Origin of the sequence: Leptotrichia sp. HSP-342 (assembly GCF_041199995.1) — a bacterium.
GTDB lineage: Bacteria > Fusobacteriota > Fusobacteriia > Fusobacteriales > Leptotrichiaceae > Leptotrichia > Leptotrichia mesophila.
Genome location: NZ_CP165646.1, coordinates 1,506,805 through 1,530,576 on the forward strand (window position 1 = coordinate 1,506,805; position 23,772 = coordinate 1,530,576).

Sequence of the window (23,772 nt, forward strand, 5' to 3'; positions counted from 1 at the left end):
CAGTTTTTTTAGCTATTGTCAAGAATTTTTCCATTCTGTTTTATGAAGTTTTTTATGTTAAAATCTGAATAAAACTCTAAATACAAAAAAAATATAACACTTATTTTTATGTTATATTTCTTGTTTTTATTTATTCAAATCTATATATTCAGGTGAATTTGGAACATTAATCCCATCTTCCCTTGCTAACTCTTCCATACGTTTCGAGTCATTATTGCCGATAAATTCATCATCAAGCCTTGCAACCTCTTTTTTTAATTCTAGAAGTTCTCTTTCCTTTTTAACCTTTTCCTTACCTAAATCAGCAATATTATATGCAACAAAAGATCGTAGAAGTGCTACCATCGTTACAATTATAACGTATATCATAACTGTCTTTATAGCCTTCTTATCTAATCCTGCAGTTCTGGAAAGCTGTTTTTTCACTTCCTTAGGAGCTACTATTCTTTCTCTTCTTGCATCTTCATGTGATCTTGCTGTATTTGTAATTTTTGGAACATCAAGTATTTCCATTTGCATTTTTTTGTTTTTTGAAACACCATTCATAATTTTTATTCACTCCTTTCAAAAATTCTTAATTTTGCTGAATGTGCTCTGTTATTTTCTTCTAACTCTGATTCTTTAGCAACAATTGGCTTTCTTGTAATTATCTTTCCTAGACTTTTTTTGTTGCATACACATATTGGTATGTCTTTTGGACAAGTACATGGATTTTCATATTCACGAAATTTTTCCTTCACAATTCTATCTTCCAGCGAGTGAAAAGTAATTACTAAAAGTCTGCCATTTTTATTAAGCAGTTTTACTGCTTTATCCAATGTTTCATTTAAAACTTCAAGTTCTTTATTTACAAAAATCCTGATAGCCTGAAATGTTCTTTTGGCAGGATGTCGCTTCATGCTTTTTCCTATTGATTTTATAACAATATCTGCAAGCTCTGTTGTAGTTTCAATCGGCTTCTTTTTTCTATATTCTACAATTTTTTTAGCAATCTTTCGTGATTTTGGCTCTTCACCATATTTATAAATAATATCAGCTATTTCCTTTTCAGAAAAGTTGTTAACAACTTCATAAGCACTTATTTCCAAGTTACCATCCATCCGCATATCCAACTTTGCTTCAAACCTATATGAAAACCCTCTTTTAGCATTATCCAATTGATTTGAGGAAACTCCTATATCCATCAATATCCTATCTACTTTTTCAAAACCTCCTAGGTAAACAGCCGTGTCGATATTTCTAAAATTATCTTGAAATATCTGGAGTTTGTTTCCATATTGTTCAAGTCTTTTTTTAGCAAATTCAATTGCCTGTCTATCCTGATCAATTGCAATAACTTTTGAATTTTTAGAAGATTTTTTTAGGATACCTTCTGTATGCCCACCACCACCAAGTGTACAGTCAACATAAACTGCATCATTATCTGTTATTATATTGTCTATCACTTCATCAAACAACACAGGTTTATGGTATTCCATAAAATTCTCCTTTAAACATTTTTAATTATGAAGTTTAATTTTGTACAAAACTTCTTAAAATTGATTCTAAAATTTTGACTTTATTATTAATATAATTCGACTAAATCAATAGTTTAATTTTGTTAATTATCAAATCATTTTATTTATTTCATAATTACTGAAACATTTTACCACACTTTTCTTATTTTTTCCATATAACTTTTTAAATTTTACATTTTTATTTACAAATTTTTTTAAAGTACTATTTCCTTTGCAATTTTTTCTGCTATTTCTCTCCCTAAAAATTCACTAATAATCATAAGTGAAAAGTCCATTGCTGTTCCAGCACTTCTACCTGTTATAATATTTCCATCTGTAACTGCTCTTTCTTTTACCAAGATAGCCTTACCCTTTAGCAAATCCTCTTCACAAGCTGGAAAACATACTGCTTTTTTTCCCTCTAATATTTTAAGACTTGCTAATACAGTTGGAGCTGCACATATAGCTGCAATTTTTTTGTTTTCATCATCTTTTGAAAATTTTAGTATATTATCTAAAAGTATCTGAGAATTAAAATAATTTTTAACTCCAGGCCCGCCAGGTAATATCAACATATCATATTCAGAAAAATTAATTTCATCAATTATCTTATCTGTCAATATTTTCATTTTTCTTGCACTTTCTACAAGATTATCTTTTGTAATTGAAATTGTATCTACAGTAATTCCTGCTCTTTGAAGCAAGTCAATTGGTGTAACCGCCTCAATCTCTTCAAATCCATCTACTAGAAATACTGCCACTTTTTTATTTTCCATATTTATTCACTCCTTAACTATAGTAAAATCATTATTAATTTTAAAAAAAACTGAACATTAATATTAATTCAAAAATCAACTTATTTTTAGAGCAAAAAAGGCTAATAAAACTAACTAGCCTTTTTTCATAATTTATTATAATTTTTCTACAACATCTTCAGGTGTATCTTGTTGTAAAATTAAATCTCTGAATTTTTTTGCATCTGCATAATTACTATTTCTAATTATCTTTTTGATAGTCAATCCTGATGATGCACTCATACTGAATGAATCAAGTCCCATTCCTAGTAATAATTTAGTTGCTCTTTTATCTCCAGCAAACTCTCCACACATACTAACATTTATATTAGCTCCATGTGCTGCATCAATTACTTTTTGGATAGCTTCTAATACTGCAGGATTGAATGAATTATATAAGTTTGCAACCATTTCATTTCCTCTATCTACAGCTAGGAAATATTGTGTCAAATCATTAGTTCCTATTGAGAAGAAGTCAACTTCTTTTGCAAATTTATAGGCAATAATTGCTGTTGAAGGAGTTTCAATCATTATTCCCACTTTTATATTTCTATCATAAATTTTTCCAATTTCATCAAGTTCTCTCTTACATTCTTCCAAAATAGCATTTGCTTTTCTGATTTCATTAACTGAACTTATCATTGGATACATAATTTTAATTTGTCCATATTGAGAAGCTCTCAAAATAGCTCTTAATTGAGTTTTGAACATATCTTTATTTTCTAACGAAATTCTAATTGCCCTATATCCTAAGAATGGATTCAATTCTTTTGGCAAGTCTAAATAAGGTAATTCTTTATCTCCACCAATATCCATTGTTCTTATCGTTACAGGTTTTCCTTGCATTTTTTCAGCAACTACTCTGTATGCTTGATATTGTTCTTCTTCTGTTGGGAAGTGATCAGAGTTCATAAATAGGAATTCTGTTCTATATAATCCAATTCCTGTTGCTCCAGATTCAATTACAGCGTCAACATCATTAGGACTACCGATATTCCCCCAAATATCAACTTTTCTACCATCAAGAGTAATTGCATCTTCATGAATTAATTTTTTCAATTCCTCTTTTTCTTTTTTCAATTCTTCTTGTTTTTTGATATAGTTGTTTACTAAATCTTCTGATGGATTCAAGTATAATTCACCTGTTTCTCCATCCATAACAACAACCTCTCCATCCTTAACTTCGCTAAGAATCCCTTTTACTCCAACTACTGCTGGTAATTCAAGTGATCTTGCCATAATTGCAGAATGAGCTGTTTTCCCTCCAATTTCTGTAATAAATCCTATACAATTTTGCAAATCTAATTGTGCTGTATCAGATGGCGTCAAGTCCTCAGTTACAACGATTGTTCCTGGCTCCAAGTTACTCAAGTCGTGAATTTTCATACCTAACAAGTTTTTAAGCCATCTTTTACCAATATCTTGTAAATCAGCGGCTCTTTCTCTTAAATATGGATCATCCAATTGTGAAATCATATCACAATATTCATTAATTCCATCGTGCAGTGCTTTTGCAGCAGGAAGCCCTTCCCCTTTAATCTTATCCTCAACTTCCATAATTAAATCTTCATCTTCAAGAAGCATAATATGACCATCGAAAATTGCTGCTTTATCTTCTCCCATTTTTTCCTTTACTTTTTCTCTAATCGCGATTAATTGTATTTTAGATTGTTTCAATCCATCTCGCAATTTCGCTAATTCAGCCTCAATTGTTGAATTCTCAGCTTTAGTTTCTGGGATAACAATTTCCTCAGCGATAAAAAGTAATACTTTACCTATAGATACTCCTTCTGAAGCACCAATTCCTGTCATTCGTTTCATTTTTTTCTCCTCTATATATAATTTTTTTTATTACAAACAAACTTAAAGTAGTTTCTCATATATCTTTTAATATTTGAAATATTATCCAATTTACTTGATAACTAATAATATTTACTTCGATTAGCCTTTATATGATCCCTCAATATCTTAACAATTTCACCTTTTCCAAATTTTGTTGCCATATCCATCGGAGTTCCTCCATGTTTATCAGTAATTGTAGGATTTGCACCGTATTGCAACAACATTTTTACAATTTTTACATTTGCTTTCAACGTTGCATCCTCAAGCGGAGTCCATCCATCAACAGTACTTCCAATATTTACAAGTCTTGAATCTTTTTTTAACAAAGTTTCTACGGCTTCTTCATTTTCATAGTATGCAGCTGTTCCAAGAGTCGTTCTGTTAAAAATTGGATGTGTTTCATAAAGATTTGCACCATTTTCTATTAGAAGTTTTAAAATTTCCTGATTTTTTGCTTCAATAGCAACAATAATTGGAGTATATCCATCCTGACTCTTTGCATTGACATCAATCAGTTTTCCTCCGCCTTCAAATAATGATGATTCATCTATATTAACTCCATATACTCCCACAGGCCTATTTACAATCTCCTCTGCCACTCGTTTACGATTTGCAATATTTCTTTCTGTTGCAAGATAAAACTGTACATATTTATTATTATAACGACGTATAGCATCAAATAATGATTTCAGGTCTTTTTCCTTCTCATCTGCCTCTCTTTTTTTTGTTACAAGATTTTCTCCTGTATTATATTTAAAAGTTACAGGAAATACTATATGATTAAAAATCACCAAAATCATCATAAAAATCATTTTATTTTCTTTAAATAAAAAAAACTTTTTCACTTTTATACCTCACCATTAATATTATACCATATCATTTAAAAAGTGCAAATACTTTTTCCTATTTTACATATTTTTTTTAGTATTTTGTATTTTTTGATAAATTTATAGTTTCGTAAATTTACTTTTTATACTATCTTCCATTTGAATAACAAATGTTTAATAAATTTTAAATTGTATTTATTTTCTAATGGAATTTAATATTAGTATAAATATTTAAATTATACTCAAATCCATTTTAAGATTTGACCGATAAAAATTATATAGATCTAGAGTTTAAGTAAAATAGTCATAGTTTTTAAGTTTGGTTCTAAATAAGTTTTACTATAATAAATAAAAATAGTTATGAAATATACCTAACTCTCTTTAACAATGAACTACTCAAAGTTATTTTGTTGTGTATTTATTCCATAACTATTAATTTATTTCATTTTAATCAACTTTTTTACAATAAATCAAAATCCTTTTTTAATTTAACCTAATATTCTAAATACTATTTAGAAAGACTGTCGTATCTTTTTGCAAGCTTCAAAGCTCTTTCTTCTGTCATAGAAAGTCCAGTTCCAGCTGCTCCAAACACAGCCATTTTAGGTCCATCCTCTTCATCAGCTAATGCCTTTTTTATAGCTGCTTTTCTATCATTTATCCATTTTGTCTGTTCAGCCTTAAATTTCGACTGTTCTTTCGCTGGTAATTTTTTCAAAATTAAATCATACACTTTGTTCATTTCTTTTTCCCATTCATCTGTTAATTCAGAACTGGCATTCAACATATCTGCTGTCGTTCCTTCAAACTTTGATTCAAGTCTTTCTTCCGCAACTTTCATACGTTCCTTTAATCCATCTTCATATTTTCCCGCAAATGCAACTGCTCCTACAAGCAACATTCCTATTATTAATAATATTTTTTTCATAAATTTCTCCTCCTAAAGTACAAATGTTATATTTTATTTACTTTTATTTAATCCATCGTATTTTTTAGCCAGTTCCAAAACTCTATTCTTTGTTATATCTAATCTCTCGTTAGCAGCTAATTCTCCAGCCATTCTTGGCCCTTCTTCTTCTGTATATTTATCGTATGCTTTCTGAACTTTAATTTCTCTGTCTTTTAGCCATTTCGATTGTTCAGCCTTAAATTTCGACTGCTCTTTTGCTGGTAATTTTTTCAAAATTAAATCATACACTTTATTCATTTCTTTTTCCCATTCTTTATCCAAATCCAGTGAAGCATTAACCATATTGGCTCTTACTCCGCTATCCCATTCAGCCTGTGCTTTTTCTTCCGCAGCTTTCATTCTTTCTGTCAATTCATTTTCATAATTTCCTGCAAATACAGTTGCTCCTAAAAGTAATAATCCCGCTATTAGTAATTTTCTCATTTTTTATCAACTCCTATTTTATTTTTTATATTTTGTATTAAATCATAAACTCTTTTTTTAGTCAACTTAATTTTAAATAAAATTCAGATATTAATTATATCCTGTTGGACAATAATCCTTTAATATAAATGGAAGAATTATATTTCCATCCTTGTCAATTTCAACCATTGTTTGAAGTTTTGTATCAAAAGTAAATCTTCTGTCATCTCCAGTATCTTTAGTTCCATATTCAACGGTAAATCCATTTTTTGCTACAGTTATAAGTTCGTCCCATCCGCCATCATCTTCACCATGTAAATACCATTTTCCATTTTTCTGAACAATTTCAAACAGTTGATCACACCAATAACCCTTCACTTTATTCATATTAAAGTTTGTATCCACTGTTGCTTTTGTTTTTTCAGGCAGTTCAATAAAAAGTATCTGATCTATATCATTTTTAGCAAGCGTTACTAAAGTTTTCATTTTCGTATCATAAGCATAAGTTTCTTTTTCATGTTTTTTATAATTTGCTGAAAATTTTCCATTTTTTTCCATTACTATAGGAACTGTTTCGGTTTCATCGAATCCGTCATGTATTTTTGTTATGTACCATTTTTCATTTTTTTTAAATATTTCAATACCTTGATATTTTCCTGCTGCCTTCTCCAAATTATGTTTTCCATCTGTCGTAACCTTTACTGCAAATGCTGGTATTGCAGCCAATGCCATAATTAAAAATAATATTTTTTTCATAATTTTTACCTGCTCTTTCTATTTAAATTTAATATTTATATTTTTTCATTTTTTAATCACAATTTATTTGTACAATTTATAATAATCACGGTATAATTTATACATTTCAGGATTATCCTCAGGAAATCTTCTCAAAGTTTCAGGATCATCCATTTGATTATCACCTTCTTTACGTACGATACTAATTATTCTTTTTGTTTTTCTGTTTAAAATTACTGGATCTTTTAATTTTGTATCATATCCCACACAGATATATTCATCACAAAGTACGTTTTTTTCTACAACAGCATCACTTATTCTTGGAGCTTCAGTATCGTCTGCATCATACATAGCATAATCCCAGAACTGGTATTTTCCATTCTTCAATTTTTTTATTTCTATTGAAGTATCATCTGCTGTTATTGTTCTTTTTAGCAATATTTCCTCATGCAGTTTTCCATCACTTGTAAAAGGCAAATTATAACCTTTATAACCAGCTTCTTCATCTGAAAATCCAATAATTCCAATTAACAGCAATAATGCCATAATAATTTTTTTCATTTTCATTTCCTCCGCTTTCTATTTTTCTTCTTTGTCTATTTTTACACTAATAATATATCATAATTTTATTAAAGAAAAATGAGAGTTTTTCTGTTTTTCTAGTCTATTTTTACTGTTTCATAAATTTTATTTTTATCTCTTATTTCATACACATCTTTTTCATGATTATATTTCATATCAAAACTTGCATAATCAGCACCCGCTAAAACCTTACCTTTAAAATAAACATTTCTTCTTCCTTTTGCATATTCAGTATCGCCATACGCACGAAACTCATGGCTTTCTGCTTTTTCAAGTTTTTTAAATGCACCTTCATCTGTGTCTAAGTAATAAACTACATCATATTTATTTATATATTTTTCATTGTATGTTGATAAATTATATGGATCAACCTTAGGAGCGTCTTTTATTTTTACAAGTTTATGATTTTTTACAAAATACATGCTGTCCCTATCGTGATACAAGTTAGTTTTGATAGCTAACTGTGAGAGATTTTCAATATCTACTTCCTTACTGTCTATCGGAGCTACACTTCCATCTTCCTCAACAATGTAAAATCCATTTTTATCTTCTATAAGAAAATTGTCAACTAATCTGCTTATTTTCTTAAATGTCTTTACATCTATACCTTTCAATTTCTTGTTTTCATAATAAACATTGTTTTTATCTTTTGAAAAATACCCATTTACTACAGAGCCAAAATCATACGTTAATTCAAATGTATTTTTATCCACTCCCTCTATTTTTTTATCATTATAATAAATATTATTTTTATCCTTTGAGTAGTTATATTTATCTATTTTTTCAAAAGTGTCTTTATCAGCACCTGATATTTTCTTTCCTCTAAAATAAATATTATTCTTGTCTTTTGAATATATGTACTCATCTATTCTTTGAAATGTAGGTAAATCTACTCCGATTATTTTTCTATCTGAATAATAAATATTATTTTTATCTTTTGAATATAACTGATTTATCACTTCATATGTCTGTGGATCATATGGCAAATTTTCCAGTACCAACTTATCACTATCTCCATCCATACTGTAAATGATACTGTAAATTCCATTTTTATCTTTTAGATATCGACGTGCACTCCCACTAATATTTATAATTTCAAAAGTAACTGGATCCAGCCCTTCTAATTTTTTCCACCCTCTATTTTCCCAAACATAAACTCCATTTTTATCTTTTGAATATGTAGCATCTATTTCCTGAAATGTTGCTTTATCTATTTTTGTATTACTTCCTGCATAACTTACATTTACCGCTAAAATCATAATTACAAATATTTTAAAAATTTTGTTTTTCATATCAAATACCAATCCTTTGTTAATTTTTAATCAAATTAAAAATATTATTTATTATTTAACTGATCATATCTTTTTGCAAGTTCCAAAGCTCTTTCCTCCATTTTGCTTACCCAAGTGTTTCCTCCCATAACTCCTGATATTGTTCCACCTTCTGCTTCTTTGGTAGCTTCTTCAGCATTCTTTTCTACTTCTTTCTTCCAATCTTCCTGCTCCTTTTTCAATCTTGCCTTTTCACTATCAGATAATTTTGCTTCAAGCAATCCATAAACTTTTTTCATTTCTGCTTCCAAAAGTTCTTCCTGTTTTGAAACCGCATTATTCATTTCTGCTGTTACACCGCTATCCAGTCCTGGCTGAACCTCTTTTTGGATATCCTCTATTCTTTTTTTTAGGCTTGTTTCATAGTTCTTATTGCTATTCTGATTTTGTACATTATTTTCAGAAATATTGTAAACTGTCTGTTTATCATCAATTTTTTTCTCAAATGATTTATTTTCTGAAGATTTTGAACATCCAATAATTCCAACTAACAGTGTTAATATTATTATTAATTTTTTCATTTTAATCCACCTTCTTATTTATCTTACTTGTATTTTTTATTTTGCAATATTTTACAGTATTACTTCAATGCTTTAAATTTTTTCAAATTTTCTTCATAAAACCTTTTATCTTTATTTTTATACTTATCATTTATTTTCTTTAGTGAATCAATATATTCATCTATCCATTCTTTGTACTCGTAATCCATATCTCCCATATATTTAATATTATCCTTAAGTTTTTGATAATTATTGAAAAAGTAATCAAAAGTTTCTTTGTCATTACCTTGTTCAATATAAGCATCAAGAATATATAATTGAAAATTTCGCCCTTCATAGTCATTTGTCAGTTCAGTTTCTTCAGGCTTTTGTCCCAAATCTTTTGCTATCCTATGAATCAAATCTGTTGTTGCAAACTCATAATTATAGTATTTCGGCTCTCCTTTTAAATATAGTTCTATTGCCTTTTTCCCAGCTTCGATTGCTTTTTTATAATTTTTTTTGTATTTGAAGTAATGATACAGTCCATCATAGCTTACAGGATTTTCAGGATAAAGTTTTATCAACTGCTCTGCTGTTATTTTCAAATTTTCATAATCTTCATAATCTCTGTATCTTCTTATGAGATTTTCATATCCTTTTTGGAATTTTGGATTTATTTCTATTGATTTTTTATAATAACTTATCGCTGTAGAACGGTCATCCTGTGCAAATGCAATTTTTCCCAAAGCCGCTACTGCCAAATAATTTTTTTTATCCTCTTCTACAGCCTTTATAAATTCATCTTTTTTCTGTTTCAAAGGTATATCTCCGCTTAAGGCTGTTTTATTGGCTAATATAAACGTCTCTATTGATTTTTTACTTACTCCTGCCTTTTGCAGTTCATTTCTTATTTCATTTTCAGAATAGTACTCAAATTTCTCATCGCTTTTAGCAGATGATGTCATATTCACTTCAACAGCTCTTTCATTTTTTGAATTAATCTTACTTTTTCCGCTCTGATAAGTCGCATACGACATCACACCAACCATTATTGTTAATACAGCTATTTTTTCTTATTCATGCCATACTCCTTTTGACCATTTCAAACTTTTATTTCTTCTTACTCTTTTTTAAATACACTTTTTTACCATTCAGGGTAAATTATTCTCATATCATCCTTATCTAAAAATACAGCTTTCTTTAATTTTGTATCGTATCCAATACAAACATTCTCATCGCAAATTACATTTTTTTTCAAAGTTGCTTCTGTTACTATTACTGAAGTTTCCACTTTACCAAAGTCTTCATCTTGAGATTCGTAATAACCTGTAATTTCATATTTTCCTTTACCTATCTTTTTTATTCTGATATCCGTATCTTCCGAATGAATATTTCTATTTATCAATTTTTCTTCATGCAGCTTTCCATCAGTTGTAAAAGGTAAATTCATTCCTTCTGCAGCATAATTTATTGCTCCTATCAACAATGTTGCCATTAATAATATCTTTTTCATATAAATCTCCTCCATTTTTAATTTTTATCTTACAATTTCTATTCTCTACATTAATATTATACCACACAATTTATCAAAAGAAATGTAACACATCATTTTCATTTATTCATAAACCGGTTCATTTGACCAATTAAGACATTGTCTAACTCCACCATAGCTGTCAGAATACGCAGTACATACTCTTTTTGTTCCTTTATATGTTTTGGTTTTTCCACTTTTTTTATCTGCCCACGCAGCTGCTCCAGCGACTCCAACTAATCCAACTGTCATTGCATTGTAAAACAATGTACAGCTTTGAAGTGATAGAAATGTTGCTATTATTACTAAAGTTTTTGTTTTTTTATTCATAATTATTTCCTCCATTATTATTTTTATTATTCAATTGGTACATCTTTCCAATCAAGGCATTGTCTTACTCCACCGTTACTAGGAGAATAAGCTGTACACACTCTTTTCGTTCCTTTATAGTTAGATGACCCTTTTGAGTTCATCGCTGTTATAACTGCCAATCCACCAAGTACGCCAAGAGCCACATTGCTAGTACTACAACTATTTACTCCAAATATCATTGCCAAGATTATAATTCCTACTTTCATTTTACGTTTCATAAGAATCATTCCTTTCTAACTCTTAAATTTTTACGGTAATTAATTTTCTCTTTTATTTTGCAATAAAATTATACAACATCTTTTTAAAAAAGTCAACACATTTTTTAAAATAATATTTATATTTATTTTTATAGTAATTCGTTAACTGTGTTTTTAGATAAAAAAATAGAAAGATAACAAAAATTTAAAATTAATGTCAACTTTCTATTTAAATATATAAATTAATTTTTATATTTTATTCCATAAAACTTGGTAATTTAAAATTACTTTTTTTCTTTTCATTATTTTCAGATTTTTCATTTATATCTTCATTTCCTGAATCAGAATCATTATCGTTGTTTTCTGAAGAATCATTTGAATTATCATCATTATCTTTTTTATCTTTAGTTTCTGTAACTTTTTCCAGTTCACTTTCAGAAGTATTTTGATTTTCATTAACTAGTACTTCATCGGTTTTTCCAACAATCTTACTTGCAGCTTCCGCTAATTTTTCGGTTTTAATTTTTTCTTCTAGCTCTTCAACTTTTTCTATCAACTTTTCTTCTGATACCTTTTCTGTATCTTCTTCTTCAGCTTTTTTTTCTTCTTCAATATTCGAATTATTATTATCTTCTTCAATATTTTCAGAAGCTTTCAAAACTTGCTCTGAAGTCTCTCCTTTAATAATTCTTCTAACTTCATCTCCAGTAATTGTTTCTTTTTTCAGTAATAATTTTACTACTTCTTCTAGTTTACTCCAGTTATCTTGTAAAGTGTTTAAAGTATTTAAATACTCTTCTGTTAAAATTTTTCTTATTTCAAGATCAATTTCTCTAACTGTTTCATCACTTTTATTTGGAGCAAATGAATATTCATCATCTGAGTTTTCAAAGTTAATTGGTCCTAATTTCTTACTCATCCCCACACTTTCAACATAAGCTCTTGCTACTTTTGTAGCACGTTTTATATCAGAATAAGCTCCTGTGCTTATGTCATCAAGTCCAATTTCCTCAGCTGCACGTCCACCAAACAATACCTTTATCTCAGCTAGCATTTGTCTACTTGTAGTTACTAACTTTTCTTCAGGAAGTGGCATCATAAATCCACCAGCATCTCCCCTAGGAATTATTGTTACTTTATGAACAGGGTCAGCTCCTGGTGTCAATTCCGTCATAATAGCGTGACCAGCTTCATGGTAAGCTAATAGTTTTTTCTCTTCTGGTTTAATAATTTTACCTTTTTGACCAAGTCCCATTCCAATTTTATCCACAGCTTCATCTAAATCAACCATTTTTATTGTATCACTTGCTCTTCTTGCTGCTAAGATTGCCGCTTCATTTAATAAGTTTGCTAAATCAGCTCCAACAAATCCTGGTGTAATTTTAGCAATATCTTCAAGTCTTACATCGCTATCAAGTTTTTTATTTCTTGAATGAACTTTCAATATTGCAACACGTCCTTGCAAATCAGGAGCATCAACAGTAACACGTCTGTCAAAACGTCCAGCACGCAATAATGCAGGATCTAATACATCTTCTCTATTTGTTGCTGCAAGCACGATAACTTTTGTATCTGTTTCAAATCCATCCATTTCAACTAACAATTGATTTAGCGTTTGCTCACGTTCATCATTACTTCCGCTATTTTTTCCAACGCTTCTTCTTCTACCAATGGCATCAATTTCATCTATAAATATGATTGAAGGACTTGATTCCTTTGCTTTTTCAAACAAATCCCTTACACGTGATGCTCCAACACCAACAAACATTTCTACAAATTCTGAACCCGAAATACTAAAGAATGATGCTCCAGATTCTCCTGCTACTGCTTTTGCAAGTAATGTTTTACCTGTTCCCGGTCTACCTAGCAAAAGTACTCCTTTTGGAACTCTTGCCCCAGCCTTTGTATATTTCTCAGGATTTTTAAGAAAGTCAACAACTTCTTTCAGCTCTTCTTTTGCTCCATCAACTCCTGCAACATCATCAAATTTTACATCTGGTTTTTTATCAATCTTATTCACTCTTGATTTTCCAAACCCAAAGATATTTCCAGGTCCTCCACCTTGAGATCCGCCAACCATCTTTCTAGCAAGATACACCATAAGCCCAATCATTATAATCATTGGTAAAAATTGACCTAATAACAGCAAGAAAAAGTTTCCACCAGAAGGTTGCAATGAATTTAACTTAACACGTTTCTGTGCAATTGCATTAATAATTATTGGCTCATTTCCAACTCTATCTGTTATTTTTTTTGTAAAATAAAGTACTTCCTTGCCGTCTTCCTTTACTTGTGCAATTAACTTATCATCTTTTTCGTTGATTTCAGTAAAATCACCTTTTTGTGTCTTACCTACAAATTCTGTATAAGAAATTTCCTTTTTATTTTGAAAAGCAGTTTGTATATCACGATGGAATATCGCTGTAAAAACTACCAGCAGTACTACAAAAACAAAAAAAAGAAATCCTGAAAATGGTGGTTTATCTCCATTATCCTGTCTATTATTTTTTCTATTATTATCTTTTCGTAATTCTTCCAGTCGTTTTCTAATATCGTTTTTATCTCTTTCTGCCATTTTTCCTCCCTATTATTAATAGTTTACTTTTAGTGCTATTTTCTAAATTTTCAATATCTTTATTTGAGATTTTTTCCAAAAATTTTGAAAACTTTATATCTGAAATTGCTAATATTTCTTTTATTTTTTTATTCTTATCAATTTCTATTTCACTAATTTCAGTTTCTAAATTTTCCAAAACTTGAACATCTTCAATCTCTACAATGGGAATAAAATCCCTCTCCCATTTCATAATCTTTTCATCAATAAGAATTTTTTTAACTTTTTTATGTCCCAAATTTTTTAGAAAAATTCTATCCCCATCTTTTCGACTTCTGACAATAATTTTTCTATCTTTTATTTTTTCATCATCAAATTTATAAAAAGTATAGTTTACATTTTTTTTGTTTATAAAATAAGTTTTAAAATCCTGAATATTTTCATATAAGATTATCTCGTAATTATACCATTCAATACTTTGATTTCCCTTTAAAATTTTGATTTTATCAAAGATTTTACTATTTTTATCGCTTTTTTCTACTTTATTATCTAAAGTATTAATAATTTTTAATTCCCCATATATATTTTGCAAAACTTTATTTTTACCTAAATAAAATTCTTTTGAACCTTCATTTTGTAATTTCCCATTTTCCGAAAAAAGACTTTTATAAATCTGATTAATTTTTTCTCTTGAAATTTCTACATTATTTCGTTTCAGAAGTTGAATTAATTCATCTTTATGATTTATAGTCCCCTCATAAATATTAGAAAATGTCAATTTACAATTTTCTTTTTCATTAATTTCTTTTATCAGAGAATCTATTTTTTGTCTAAAAGTAGGGTTAATATTTTCGAAATCAGGAAAAATTTTATTTCGGATAAAGTTTCTTGTATAATCATTTTTATTATTGGTATAATCAATTATGTATTTGTAATTTTTATTTTTTAAAAAAGATAAAATTTCACTTTTTTCAAAATCTAAAATTGGTCTTACTATATTTTCTCTTGTCTTCGGAATACTTTTTAACCCTATTACTGATGTACCCCTTAAAAGACGGAAAATAAAGGTTTCTACATTATCATCTAAATTATGGCCTGTAGCAATCTTGTTATATCCTATCTTTTTTCTAATATTCTCAATAGCCTCATATCTCAATTCCCTTGCTGCCAATTCTATTGACTTTTTATTTTTTGTCGCATACTTTTTTACATCAACACTTTCGATATAATAATTAACATTATTGGAATTTGAAAATTCATTTATAAATTTCAAGTCGTTTTCAACATCATGACGTAAGTTATGATTAATATAAACTATTGAAATCTCTATTGAAATTATATTTTTTAGTGAATTAAGAAAATGATAAAGAAAAACTGAATCAGGCCCTCCAGAAAAGGCAATAAGAATCTTGTCTTTTTCAGATATCAGCTCTTCCTTTATAATTTCCTCTAATTTTTTAAATATTTTTTTTTTAATTTTTTTTACTTTTTCCATCAATTTTATTCCTAATCTTGATTTTCAGGTTTATTTTAACTGTCCGCTTTCACGACGTTTTTTTAAATGTTCCTCATGTGTTTTTGAATAATATGTTTTTCCTTTATATGTAAAGAAAAATAGATTATCTGTCTTTTCTGCATTTAAAACTGCCTTAAAAGTTTCTATTGGTGGATTTCCAATCGGTGTTGGTGGCAATCCTTTCACTTTATATGAATTATATGGTGTATTTTGAGATTTTAACTCATTTCTTGATGCTTGTCTTCCCAGTTCATATTTCAAAGTTGCATCTGATTCCAATTTCATTCCAATTTCCAATCTTTTCAAAAATATTCCCGCAACTTTTGGCTTATCTACAGCATCAGACACTTCCGCTTCCACTATTGAAGCCATTTTTAAATTATTATAAAACTTTTGTTTATCAGGATATTTTTCAGGTGGAAATTTTTTCAAAAATTCACCTAAAATAGTTTGAATAACCTGTTTCGTTGTAACATTTTCAGAAAAAATATAAGTTTCAGGATAAAAATATCCTTCGAAATTATTATTTTCATGTGGATATGGAAAATCCATTTCACTAAGGACTTTGTTTATTTCTTCTCTGTTCCCCAGTTCTAATGCTTCCATTCTTGCAAATACTTGCTTTGAAGTAAATCCTTCAGGTATTGTCAATCTAACTCCATTAGTTTCACTGCTCTTAATTTTTTTTATAATTTCATATTTTGAAAATTTTCCATTAAATTTATAAGTTCCTACTTTTAATTTTATATTTCCGCCATTTAGTTTTAAATAAGCTCTGTCGGTAATTCCGTAATGTAATTTTAGTTCCTTATAAATTTGTGAAAATGTTGTTCCTTTTTTTATATTTATGTTAACATTTCTATATTCTTTTTTTGCAACAAAAAAATTATAAAAAAATATCAGACACATAAATAATACAAAAAAAATTACAACATAAATAACTTTTAGTGTATTTTTCATTTTTGATCTCCTAAATATTCAATATTTATAGTATTAATATAATTTCAAAATCTAATAAATCTGTATTCTCTTACTTCATTATTTCTTAATTTTAGATTAAGTTTAGTAATTTTAATTAAATTAATAGAATTATTTTAATTAATATTCCTTATTTATTTCTATATTATTACTGTTACTTTTTATTTCAGTTTCATTTTTTAAATCTTTATTGTTAAGTTCAATTACTTCCACGCTTTTAGTACTATTATTTTTTTCTAGAGTTGGTACTTTTTGTTTTCTTAATTGTCTTTCATGATATCTTTTAGCACCAATTGTATCAATTTGAAATACAGAAGTAGGATCTTCACTTAGTTTTCTTTCCAGATATTCTGTTTTTTTACGAAGTTTATCCTTCTTTCTGTCACTCTCCATTTCTCTAATACTTTTTATATTTGTATTGTAGTGAATATCTCTCATATTGTTTATATTTGAGACAAAATTAATAAATTCAGCCAACTCTTCATTTTCCAGTGAAATTTCTTCGTTATTAGGATAACGTGAAAGCACTCTTATAAATCCATCACTAAATCTTATTATCATATAATGGTAATTTTTATCAAAAAATAGTATCTCACTTCTATTATTTTTAAAATATTTTTTTTCAATATCTAAATAAACATGCCCTTTTTTCTCTTCAATCCATCCTCTCCGTTTATCTTCCTGCCACGTATCTGTCTTTGGATCGAAATAACTTTTTACAATTTGATATCCGTTTTCTTCTTGTATAAAATCATATCGAATATTTTCAAGCATAGTTTCTGAAATATCGTTACTTTTTATCAAATACCATCTTCCATAACTTTTTGAAATTTGAAATCTTATTATCGGATTTACCTTCTCATCAATTTTTCTTATAAATCTCTCAAGCTTATTGATTTTCTCTTGCTTTTTCTTCTTTTCCTCCTCTTCCTCATCTCGAATCTGATCCAGGAAAATCAAATCTCCTTCTTCACTATTTTCATCTTGCATACTATCGTTTTCATTCTCAAAATCATTCATATTATTTTTATTAATAATAATATCAATTTTAACAGCATCATCTTCAACCTTATTCTCATTACTAGAAGTTTTGCTACCATTAGCTAGGACTGATAATGAAAATATCCAGAAGCATGCCGCAATATACATTTTTATATTTCTGTATTGATTAATTCTCTGTCTATTCAAAGCATTCACCTTTTATTTTCAGTTTTTATATCTGTAAAATTTTTTCAACTCTAAAATTAAAATAATCACATCTGAATTTTAAAGTTCATTCAAGCATATATAGCTTTTACTAATTATATCATACATTTTTTAAATTGCAAATTAAATATTTATCTACTAATCTAATTTTCGCTAAACAAAATACGGTTTATTAGTTACTATAAAAAATTATATAATTTTTTAGAAACAAAATGTTGACTTTTTTAAAAAGTTGTTGTATAATTTTATTGCAGAAAAATAATTACCGTTGATAGAAGATAGAAAGGAAATGATTATTATGAAAAAAAAATTTAAACTTTTAACAATTATTCTGGCAATGTCATCATTTAGCAGCTGTACAAGCTTAATGGCACTTGCAGGAAGTGAAAAGGCCGATCGAGAGCTACGTGGTCATACTATTGAAGAATCAAAACGTTATTGTGCTGTCTCAAAAGTTTCTACTGGAGAATGCTTAGAATGGAGAAAACGTAACTAATATTTATTTTAATTAAGAATGAAAGAAAGAAGGTTTTAAAATGAAAAGTTTAAGAAAAATTATACTGTCACTATTTGTTGTGATGTCAGTATTTACGTTTGCAAAAGGAAATTCAGGTTCAAGCATAAGATTTGGAAGTCCTACAGTTGGATATATAACTGTTCCTACAAACTGGTATGAATTTGGAGATCCCGATGCTTCGCCTACAGCCAAACAAGTATCAATAGATAACACAAATATTATAACTTTAGATATTGTTGCAACTAACGGAAGAGGTACTGCAAAAAGAGCAGCTGAAGTAATCATTCAAAAATATATTAATCTAGGAACTCCTGAAGATAACATTTTTGAAGGCAGTGTTAACATAAATGGTTACGAGGGGGAACAAGTGGCAATAGAATATGATGATGGAAGTGTATTAATAATGTACTACATTGAAGCTAACGGAAATATCTATTACATTGCTCAGGAAGGAGAACGTGAATATCAGAAACAATTAGCAAAAGCTATCAAAACTTGGAGTCCAAGAAGATAAATAAAAATTAAAAAAGGCTGTTTAAAATTCAAAACAGTCTTTTTTATTACTATTTATTTTTTAATAAAACCTTCCGCCAATATCTTTTCTAAAATACATTCCTTCAAAATTTATAGTTTTCAAAAGTTCATATGCCTTTTTTTGTGCTTCTTCCAGTGTATTTCCAAGAGCTACAGCATTTAATACTCTTCCGCCATTAGTCAACAATTTTCCATTTTCAACTTTTGCTCCACAGATAAATACTTTGTTATCGTGAGTTTCTTTAAAGTCAAGAACTCCTGTAATTTCATCGCCTTTTTTATAGCTTTCTGGGTAACCTCCCGCAGCAGCTACTACGCAGCATGAATGTAATGGTTTCCAATTAACTTTAACTTCCGATAATTTTTTTTCAAAAGATTTTTCTATTAACTCAAGCAAGTCATTTTCCAGAAGCGGTAATACCGCCTGAGTTTCTGGATCTCCCATTCTCATATTGTATTCAAGCAAATAAACACCTTTTTTAGTAATCATAAGTCCAAAGAAAATTACTCCTGCAAAATCCATTCCTTCAGCCTGCATTCCTTTCAAAGTTGGCTCCATTATATCTGACTTAAATTTTCCAAAAATTTCATCCGTAACAAAAGGATTTGGACTGATAACTCCCATTCCTCCTGTATTTAATCCAGTTTCATCTTCTCCAATCTTTTTATGATCCTTTGCTGACAATAGCGGTACAATTACTTTACTGTCTGTAAAGGATAAAATTGAAGCTTCTACTCCGTCGAGAAATTCTTCAATTACAACCTGATTTCCAGCATTTCCAAATTTCTCATCAACCATTATATCTTCCACAGCCTTAATAGCTTCATTTAGATTTTGAGCAATAATAACACCTTTTCCAGCTGCAAGTCCGCTAGCCTTTATAACCACAGGAAAATCTTTCCAGTTATTCAAAAATTCCTTAGCTTTTTCAGAATTATCAAAAATTTCATAAACTGCTGTCTTTATTCCATATTTTTTCATAAAATCCTTAGAATAAGCCTTACTTCCCTCAAGAATCGCAGCCTTTTTATCAGGCCCAAATATTTTCAGTCCATTTTTATGAAATTCATCCACAATCCCCTGAACAAGCAATTCTTCACTTCCCACAACTGTTAATTCGACATTATTGTTTTTTGCAAACGAAATATACTCATCTATTGAGCCTAAATTCACACTTTCAGCATTTGGTAGCATTTTTACACAGGCATTTCCTGGAGCTATAAATATTTTTTCCACTTTTTCATTTTGAGAAAGTTTCCAAGCAATCGCATGCTCTCTTCCACCAGCACCCACAATTAATATTTTCATCATTCCTCCTTCAGCATTTTTAGATTTTTGACTAACCTTTATTTTTTATATCTTTTGAATATATTTTAGCACATTTTTTGGTAATATTAAATGCAAAAAATTGAAAATTATTTATTTCTATCAATCATATATCTTTATTTTCAAATAAATTTTATTTTCTTTCATAACTTTTTTAATCTAATTTCTGATGTCGTGGACAATCTATCAAAAAACAGTCATATAAAAATTTAGGGTAAATTTTCACTTCTGGTTTATAATCTGTTTTCAAAATTTTCTCATATTCCGCCTTTAAGTTCTTTATTTGCCTTTTTATCTCCCTAATTTCTTCTTTTTTCTCAGATTTTGTCCACTCTCTTTTAAATTCTCCATTTTTAACATCTTCTATTTCTTCATTTTTAAATTTCAATGCTTTCTTAAAAGATTTTTCTAATTTATCAAATTTATTTAATCGCTTTAATGAATAAAAATAAATTGGTAGTTCTTCATATGGTACTTGGCAATCCTCTTGAGCATCTATTTTTAAATAAATTTCTACCAGTTTTTTATAATTCTCAGATAAATAATACAGACTTTCTAAATCACTACCAAAAAAATAATCATTATCAATATTTTCTAACATTAATTTATCAATTTGAGCCTCAATATTTATAAATTCCTTCAACTGAAGTTTATTTGCAATGTAAATATATTTTACCTTAATAAAATCCTCTTTTCCAAACTCAAAATCTTTTTTTATTAATTCTTCCAAAATTATTTTTGCCTCTTCGTTTTTTCCATTAACCATCAGCAAATTTGCATACTCAAACTTATAAATTGGATTATTTTCTAATTCACAAGCTCTTTTATACATTTCTTCTGACTTCTCGTATTTCCCAGCACCATAATAATCCGCCCCAAGTCCATAATAAGTCTTTGAATTATTTGGATTAAACGTCACAGCCTTTCTCAAAGTTCTAATTGCTCTTTTACTTCCAACTCTCTGATCATCATAATAATACCCTAAATTGGTATAAATACGTGATTTTTCCTCATCAGTTAATTCATTTTCATATTTTTTAATAAATTCATTCAATAATTTATAAATATCCTCCCATTGATAGGTTAATTCATTATAAACTGCCGCTAATTGACAAACAACTTCCACATTTTTGGGATTTTCTTTCAATTCATTTTCCAAAAATGTTTTATACTCTTCATAAACAGAATCGTAATCACTATTATTTCTAATTTTTTCTTGAATATATTTTATCCATTCTTTTACCGTTTTTCTTTCTAAATTTTTTTGTTTTTCCAATTTTCCTCCTAATCTAATTTCTGATGCATTGGACAATCAACTAAATAGCAAGTTTTATACATTTTTTCTAAATTTATTCTTGTATTTTCAGGCTTATAATTACTATTCATTATCTTTTTATATATCTCCAAAACCTTTTTTATTTCATTCTTTTCTTCTTCAATAAATTCATCAATCTCTTCTTCATTCCAGTATTTTTTGTCATAAATTTCTCCAACTTCAATTTTTTCAATATACTTATTATGTTTTTGAATCAATTCTGACAATTTGTTTTCTGCTTTCTTAAAATTTCCTAATTTTTTTAAACTGTAAAAATAAAATGAAAAACCCATATTATAATAAAAACGTTCTTCCCAGTCAAGTTCATCTATCTCTTTTTCAAAAACCAAGACACACCTATCGTATTCTTCAAATAAATAATATAAGTCTATAAGTTCTTCAAATAAAATTTGCTCATCATAATAATATTTCTCTAACGACACTTTCTCTAACAATTTATCCAGAATTGGCTCAGCCAATTTTTTATCATTGGTATAATGTAAGCACAGTGCCAATGCATATAAAATTCCTGCACTTTTAGGTTCCTTTTCATAACATCTCAATAGCATTTCTTTCGCTTTTTCAAAATAACCACAATAAAACAACGTTATCCCATAATTATAATCATCTTCTATTTCCTTCTCATCTGAAAATTTTTCCATTTCCTGAAAACATTCAAGTGCCTTTTTGTATTTTTTTCTTTTTAAATAATATTCTCCCAATACTTCCCATACAACCACTGATTGTTTCCCCATTTTAATTAATTTTGTCAAATAATACTTACACATTTTATCATCATAAGCATCTTTTTCATATAAATCAGCCAAATCCTGATAAATAATAGCCTTCTCATCATCATTTAAATCTTTTGAATATTTTTTCAAAAACTCCTCTAATACATTCACACTCTTTTTTCCATCTTGATATACCGTAAAATAGGCTATCGCTAATTGACAAACCTTTTCCACATCTCGTGGGTTTTCCAAAAGACATTTCTCTAAATAATCCATATATTCAATAAATGCATGCTTATAATTATCGTAACTATCATTTTTTTTGATTTCATCCTGAATATATCTTGCCCATTCTTTTTGTGTTTGTTTCATAATTTTATTCCTTTCATATTTTTCAATTCTCATCAATTATCAGATGCTGTGGACAATCCAGTAACCAACATTCATATTTCAAGTACATAAATATTTCCATCTTAGGCTTAAAATCTGTATTCAATATTTTTTCCAGCACTAAATTAATGTTTTTCAATTTCTGCTTTTCATCTTCTATCATTTCCAAAAGTTCTTCTTCTGTTGTATCTTTCTGATATTCTTCGTCAGTCTTTATTTCTTCAATGTTTTGAAAAATCTCTTTTTCAGCTTCTTTCAATATTTTATCTATTTTCTCAAATTTATCCAATTGTTTTAACGAATAAAGATACGGTGCCATATAATTTGCTTCTAAATTAAAATTAACATTCTCTGCATATTTGCAATATTTTTCATAATTACCACATAAATAATATAAATCTTTTATTACATCTTCGTCAAACGTGTTAAAACCTTCATACGTCAACCAATTCAAATATCTTTCATAATCTGTTTTCTCCAGCATTTCAAACTTTTTTATTTTTTCCAAAAGTTTTTCTATATTTCCAGTATCTTTATTTCCTAAATAAATTCCACAAAGAACTCTGTAAAAATGATATTTAATGTTGTTTGAGTCTTCCATTAACAAATTATCTAAAATTTTTTCAGCTTTTTTATATTCTTTATTTTGAATTAAAATCAGTGCATATCCATAACTATATTTCGCTTCATCACTCATTTTGCAGGCAATTTCTATATTTTCAAGAGATTTTTGATACATTTTAGCATGAAAACAAATAGCTGCAAGTCTGTAATAAATGTCTGCATTATTTGAATTAATTTTTATTGCTTTTTCAAGATAATCAATAGCCTTTTCTTCCATACATCCCATATCTTCAGACAAATAAGCCAAATCAGCATATATTCTAAACTTTTTATCTTCTGTTAAAATATCAAAATTCCTTTTCAAAAATGTTTCTAAAATTGCTATACCGTCGCATTTCCTGCTCAAATAGCAAACTCCCGCCAACTGACAAACGACCAAAACATCTTCAGGATTTTTTACAGTTTCCTTCAACAAGTATTTCCTATAATTTTCAAGTGCAACATCATATTCTGTTCTATCTTCATTTCCCATTTTTTCCCATATTTTATAAATATATTTTTTCATACCTTCATTCT

25 protein-coding genes are annotated in these 23,772 nt (G+C 28.3%); 2 read left to right on the forward strand and 23 right to left on the reverse strand.

Annotated elements, in window-relative coordinates; all coding sequences use genetic code 11:
- Nucleotides 1-126 precede the first annotated feature (126 nt).
- From AB8B23_RS07705 to AB8B23_RS07795, 19 genes are all read right to left on the reverse strand, one after another.
- Nucleotides 127-546: a cell division protein FtsL gene (locus AB8B23_RS07705; protein WP_369712260.1), complete on the reverse strand. Its 420-nt coding sequence runs from the start codon at nucleotides 544-546 to the stop codon at nucleotides 127-129.
- Between the two features lie 5 nt (nucleotides 547-551).
- On the reverse strand, nucleotides 552-1,478 hold the full coding sequence (gene rsmH / locus AB8B23_RS07710) for a 16S rRNA (cytosine(1402)-N(4))-methyltransferase RsmH (RefSeq protein WP_369712261.1): 927 nt from the start codon (nucleotides 1,476-1,478) through the stop codon (nucleotides 552-554).
- 233 nt (nucleotides 1,479-1,711) lie between these two features.
- Nucleotides 1,712-2,272, reverse strand: coding sequence for a DJ-1 family glyoxalase III (locus tag AB8B23_RS07715; protein WP_369712262.1), 561 nt, complete (start codon nucleotides 2,270-2,272; stop codon nucleotides 1,712-1,714).
- A gap of 135 nt (nucleotides 2,273-2,407) precedes the next feature.
- Nucleotides 2,408-4,111, reverse strand: coding sequence for a phosphoenolpyruvate--protein phosphotransferase (ptsP, locus tag AB8B23_RS07720; protein WP_369712263.1), 1,704 nt, complete (start codon nucleotides 4,109-4,111; stop codon nucleotides 2,408-2,410).
- A 101-nt stretch (nucleotides 4,112-4,212) separates the two neighbouring features.
- On the reverse strand, nucleotides 4,213-4,977 hold the full coding sequence (locus tag AB8B23_RS07725) for an ankyrin repeat domain-containing protein (protein WP_369712264.1): 765 nt from the start codon (nucleotides 4,975-4,977) through the stop codon (nucleotides 4,213-4,215).
- A 490-nt stretch (nucleotides 4,978-5,467) separates the two neighbouring features.
- Nucleotides 5,468-5,887: a lysozyme inhibitor LprI family protein gene (locus AB8B23_RS07730; RefSeq protein ID WP_369712265.1), complete on the reverse strand. Its 420-nt coding sequence runs from the start codon at nucleotides 5,885-5,887 to the stop codon at nucleotides 5,468-5,470.
- 33 nt (nucleotides 5,888-5,920) lie between these two features.
- Nucleotides 5,921-6,352, reverse strand: coding sequence for a lysozyme inhibitor LprI family protein (locus tag AB8B23_RS07735; RefSeq protein WP_369712266.1), 432 nt, complete (start codon nucleotides 6,350-6,352; stop codon nucleotides 5,921-5,923).
- A 90-nt stretch (nucleotides 6,353-6,442) separates the two neighbouring features.
- Nucleotides 6,443-7,087, reverse strand: coding sequence for a hypothetical protein (locus AB8B23_RS07740; RefSeq protein WP_369712267.1), 645 nt, complete (start codon nucleotides 7,085-7,087; stop codon nucleotides 6,443-6,445).
- A 63-nt stretch (nucleotides 7,088-7,150) separates the two neighbouring features.
- Nucleotides 7,151-7,627 carry a hypothetical protein gene (locus AB8B23_RS07745; RefSeq protein WP_369712268.1) on the reverse strand — a complete coding sequence of 159 codons (477 nt, stop codon included), beginning with the start codon at nucleotides 7,625-7,627 and terminating at the stop codon, nucleotides 7,151-7,153.
- A 98-nt stretch (nucleotides 7,628-7,725) separates the two neighbouring features.
- Nucleotides 7,726-8,940, reverse strand: coding sequence for a DKNYY domain-containing protein (locus AB8B23_RS07750; RefSeq protein ID WP_369712269.1), 1,215 nt, complete (start codon nucleotides 8,938-8,940; stop codon nucleotides 7,726-7,728).
- A gap of 44 nt (nucleotides 8,941-8,984) precedes the next feature.
- Entirely contained in the window at nucleotides 8,985-9,500 is a 516-nt protein-coding gene (locus AB8B23_RS07755; protein ID WP_369712270.1) for a lysozyme inhibitor LprI family protein, read from the reverse strand.
- 59 nt (nucleotides 9,501-9,559) lie between these two features.
- Complete coding sequence (locus AB8B23_RS07760) at nucleotides 9,560-10,510, reverse strand: tetratricopeptide repeat protein (protein ID WP_369712271.1); 951 nt, start codon at nucleotides 10,508-10,510, stop codon at nucleotides 9,560-9,562.
- A gap of 95 nt (nucleotides 10,511-10,605) precedes the next feature.
- Nucleotides 10,606-10,974, reverse strand: coding sequence for a hypothetical protein (locus tag AB8B23_RS07765; protein WP_369712272.1), 369 nt, complete (start codon nucleotides 10,972-10,974; stop codon nucleotides 10,606-10,608).
- Between the two features lie 102 nt (nucleotides 10,975-11,076).
- Nucleotides 11,077-11,322, reverse strand: a complete 246-nt coding sequence (locus tag AB8B23_RS07770; protein ID WP_369712273.1) for a hypothetical protein — start codon at nucleotides 11,320-11,322, stop codon at nucleotides 11,077-11,079.
- A gap of 26 nt (nucleotides 11,323-11,348) precedes the next feature.
- A complete protein-coding gene (locus AB8B23_RS07775; protein WP_369712274.1) occupies nucleotides 11,349-11,582 on the reverse strand; it encodes a hypothetical protein in 234 nt (77 codons plus the stop codon).
- Nucleotides 11,583-11,817: 235 nt separating this feature from the next.
- Nucleotides 11,818-14,136, reverse strand: a complete 2,319-nt coding sequence (gene ftsH / locus AB8B23_RS07780; RefSeq protein ID WP_369712275.1) for an ATP-dependent zinc metalloprotease FtsH — start codon at nucleotides 14,134-14,136, stop codon at nucleotides 11,818-11,820.
- Nucleotides 14,120-15,610: a tRNA lysidine(34) synthetase TilS gene (gene tilS, locus AB8B23_RS07785; RefSeq protein WP_369712276.1), complete on the reverse strand. Its 1,491-nt coding sequence runs from the start codon at nucleotides 15,608-15,610 to the stop codon at nucleotides 14,120-14,122. The genes ftsH and tilS overlap by 17 nt, the downstream gene beginning before the upstream one ends.
- 30 nt (nucleotides 15,611-15,640) lie before the next feature.
- Nucleotides 15,641-16,591 (reverse strand): endolytic transglycosylase MltG, encoded by a 951-nt coding sequence (mltG, locus tag AB8B23_RS07790; RefSeq protein WP_369712277.1) that lies wholly within the window; start codon nucleotides 16,589-16,591, stop codon nucleotides 15,641-15,643.
- 138 nt (nucleotides 16,592-16,729) lie between these two features.
- Nucleotides 16,730-17,806 (reverse strand): hypothetical protein, encoded by a 1,077-nt coding sequence (locus AB8B23_RS07795; RefSeq protein WP_369712278.1) that lies wholly within the window; start codon nucleotides 17,804-17,806, stop codon nucleotides 16,730-16,732.
- A gap of 307 nt (nucleotides 17,807-18,113) precedes the next feature.
- Between AB8B23_RS07795 and AB8B23_RS07800 the strand changes: the two genes are divergently transcribed.
- Nucleotides 18,114-18,311, forward strand: a complete 198-nt coding sequence (locus AB8B23_RS07800) for a hypothetical protein (RefSeq protein ID WP_039900911.1) — start codon at nucleotides 18,114-18,116, stop codon at nucleotides 18,309-18,311.
- Nucleotides 18,312-18,351: 40 nt separating this feature from the next.
- On the forward strand, nucleotides 18,352-18,846 hold the full coding sequence (locus AB8B23_RS07805; protein ID WP_369712279.1) for a hypothetical protein: 495 nt from the start codon (nucleotides 18,352-18,354) through the stop codon (nucleotides 18,844-18,846).
- Between the two features lie 60 nt (nucleotides 18,847-18,906).
- On the opposite strand, the gene purD is transcribed toward AB8B23_RS07805, so the two are convergent.
- The 4 genes from purD to AB8B23_RS07825 all read right to left on the reverse strand — a co-directional run bounded on the left by purD (nucleotide 18,907) and on the right by AB8B23_RS07825 (nucleotide 23,761).
- Entirely contained in the window at nucleotides 18,907-20,175 is a 1,269-nt protein-coding gene (gene purD / locus AB8B23_RS07810) for a phosphoribosylamine--glycine ligase (RefSeq protein ID WP_369713919.1), read from the reverse strand.
- 172 nt (nucleotides 20,176-20,347) lie between these two features.
- Entirely contained in the window at nucleotides 20,348-21,469 is a 1,122-nt protein-coding gene (locus AB8B23_RS07815; protein WP_369712280.1) for a tetratricopeptide repeat protein, read from the reverse strand.
- A gap of 8 nt (nucleotides 21,470-21,477) precedes the next feature.
- Nucleotides 21,478-22,614 carry a tetratricopeptide repeat protein gene (locus AB8B23_RS07820; protein ID WP_369712281.1) on the reverse strand — a complete coding sequence of 379 codons (1,137 nt, stop codon included), beginning with the start codon at nucleotides 22,612-22,614 and terminating at the stop codon, nucleotides 21,478-21,480.
- Between the two features lie 22 nt (nucleotides 22,615-22,636).
- The gene (locus AB8B23_RS07825) at nucleotides 22,637-23,761 is read right to left on the reverse strand and encodes a tetratricopeptide repeat protein (RefSeq protein ID WP_369712282.1); all 1,125 of its coding nucleotides are present in this window, start codon (nucleotides 23,759-23,761) and stop codon (nucleotides 22,637-22,639) included.
- Nucleotides 23,762-23,772 lie beyond the last annotated feature (11 nt).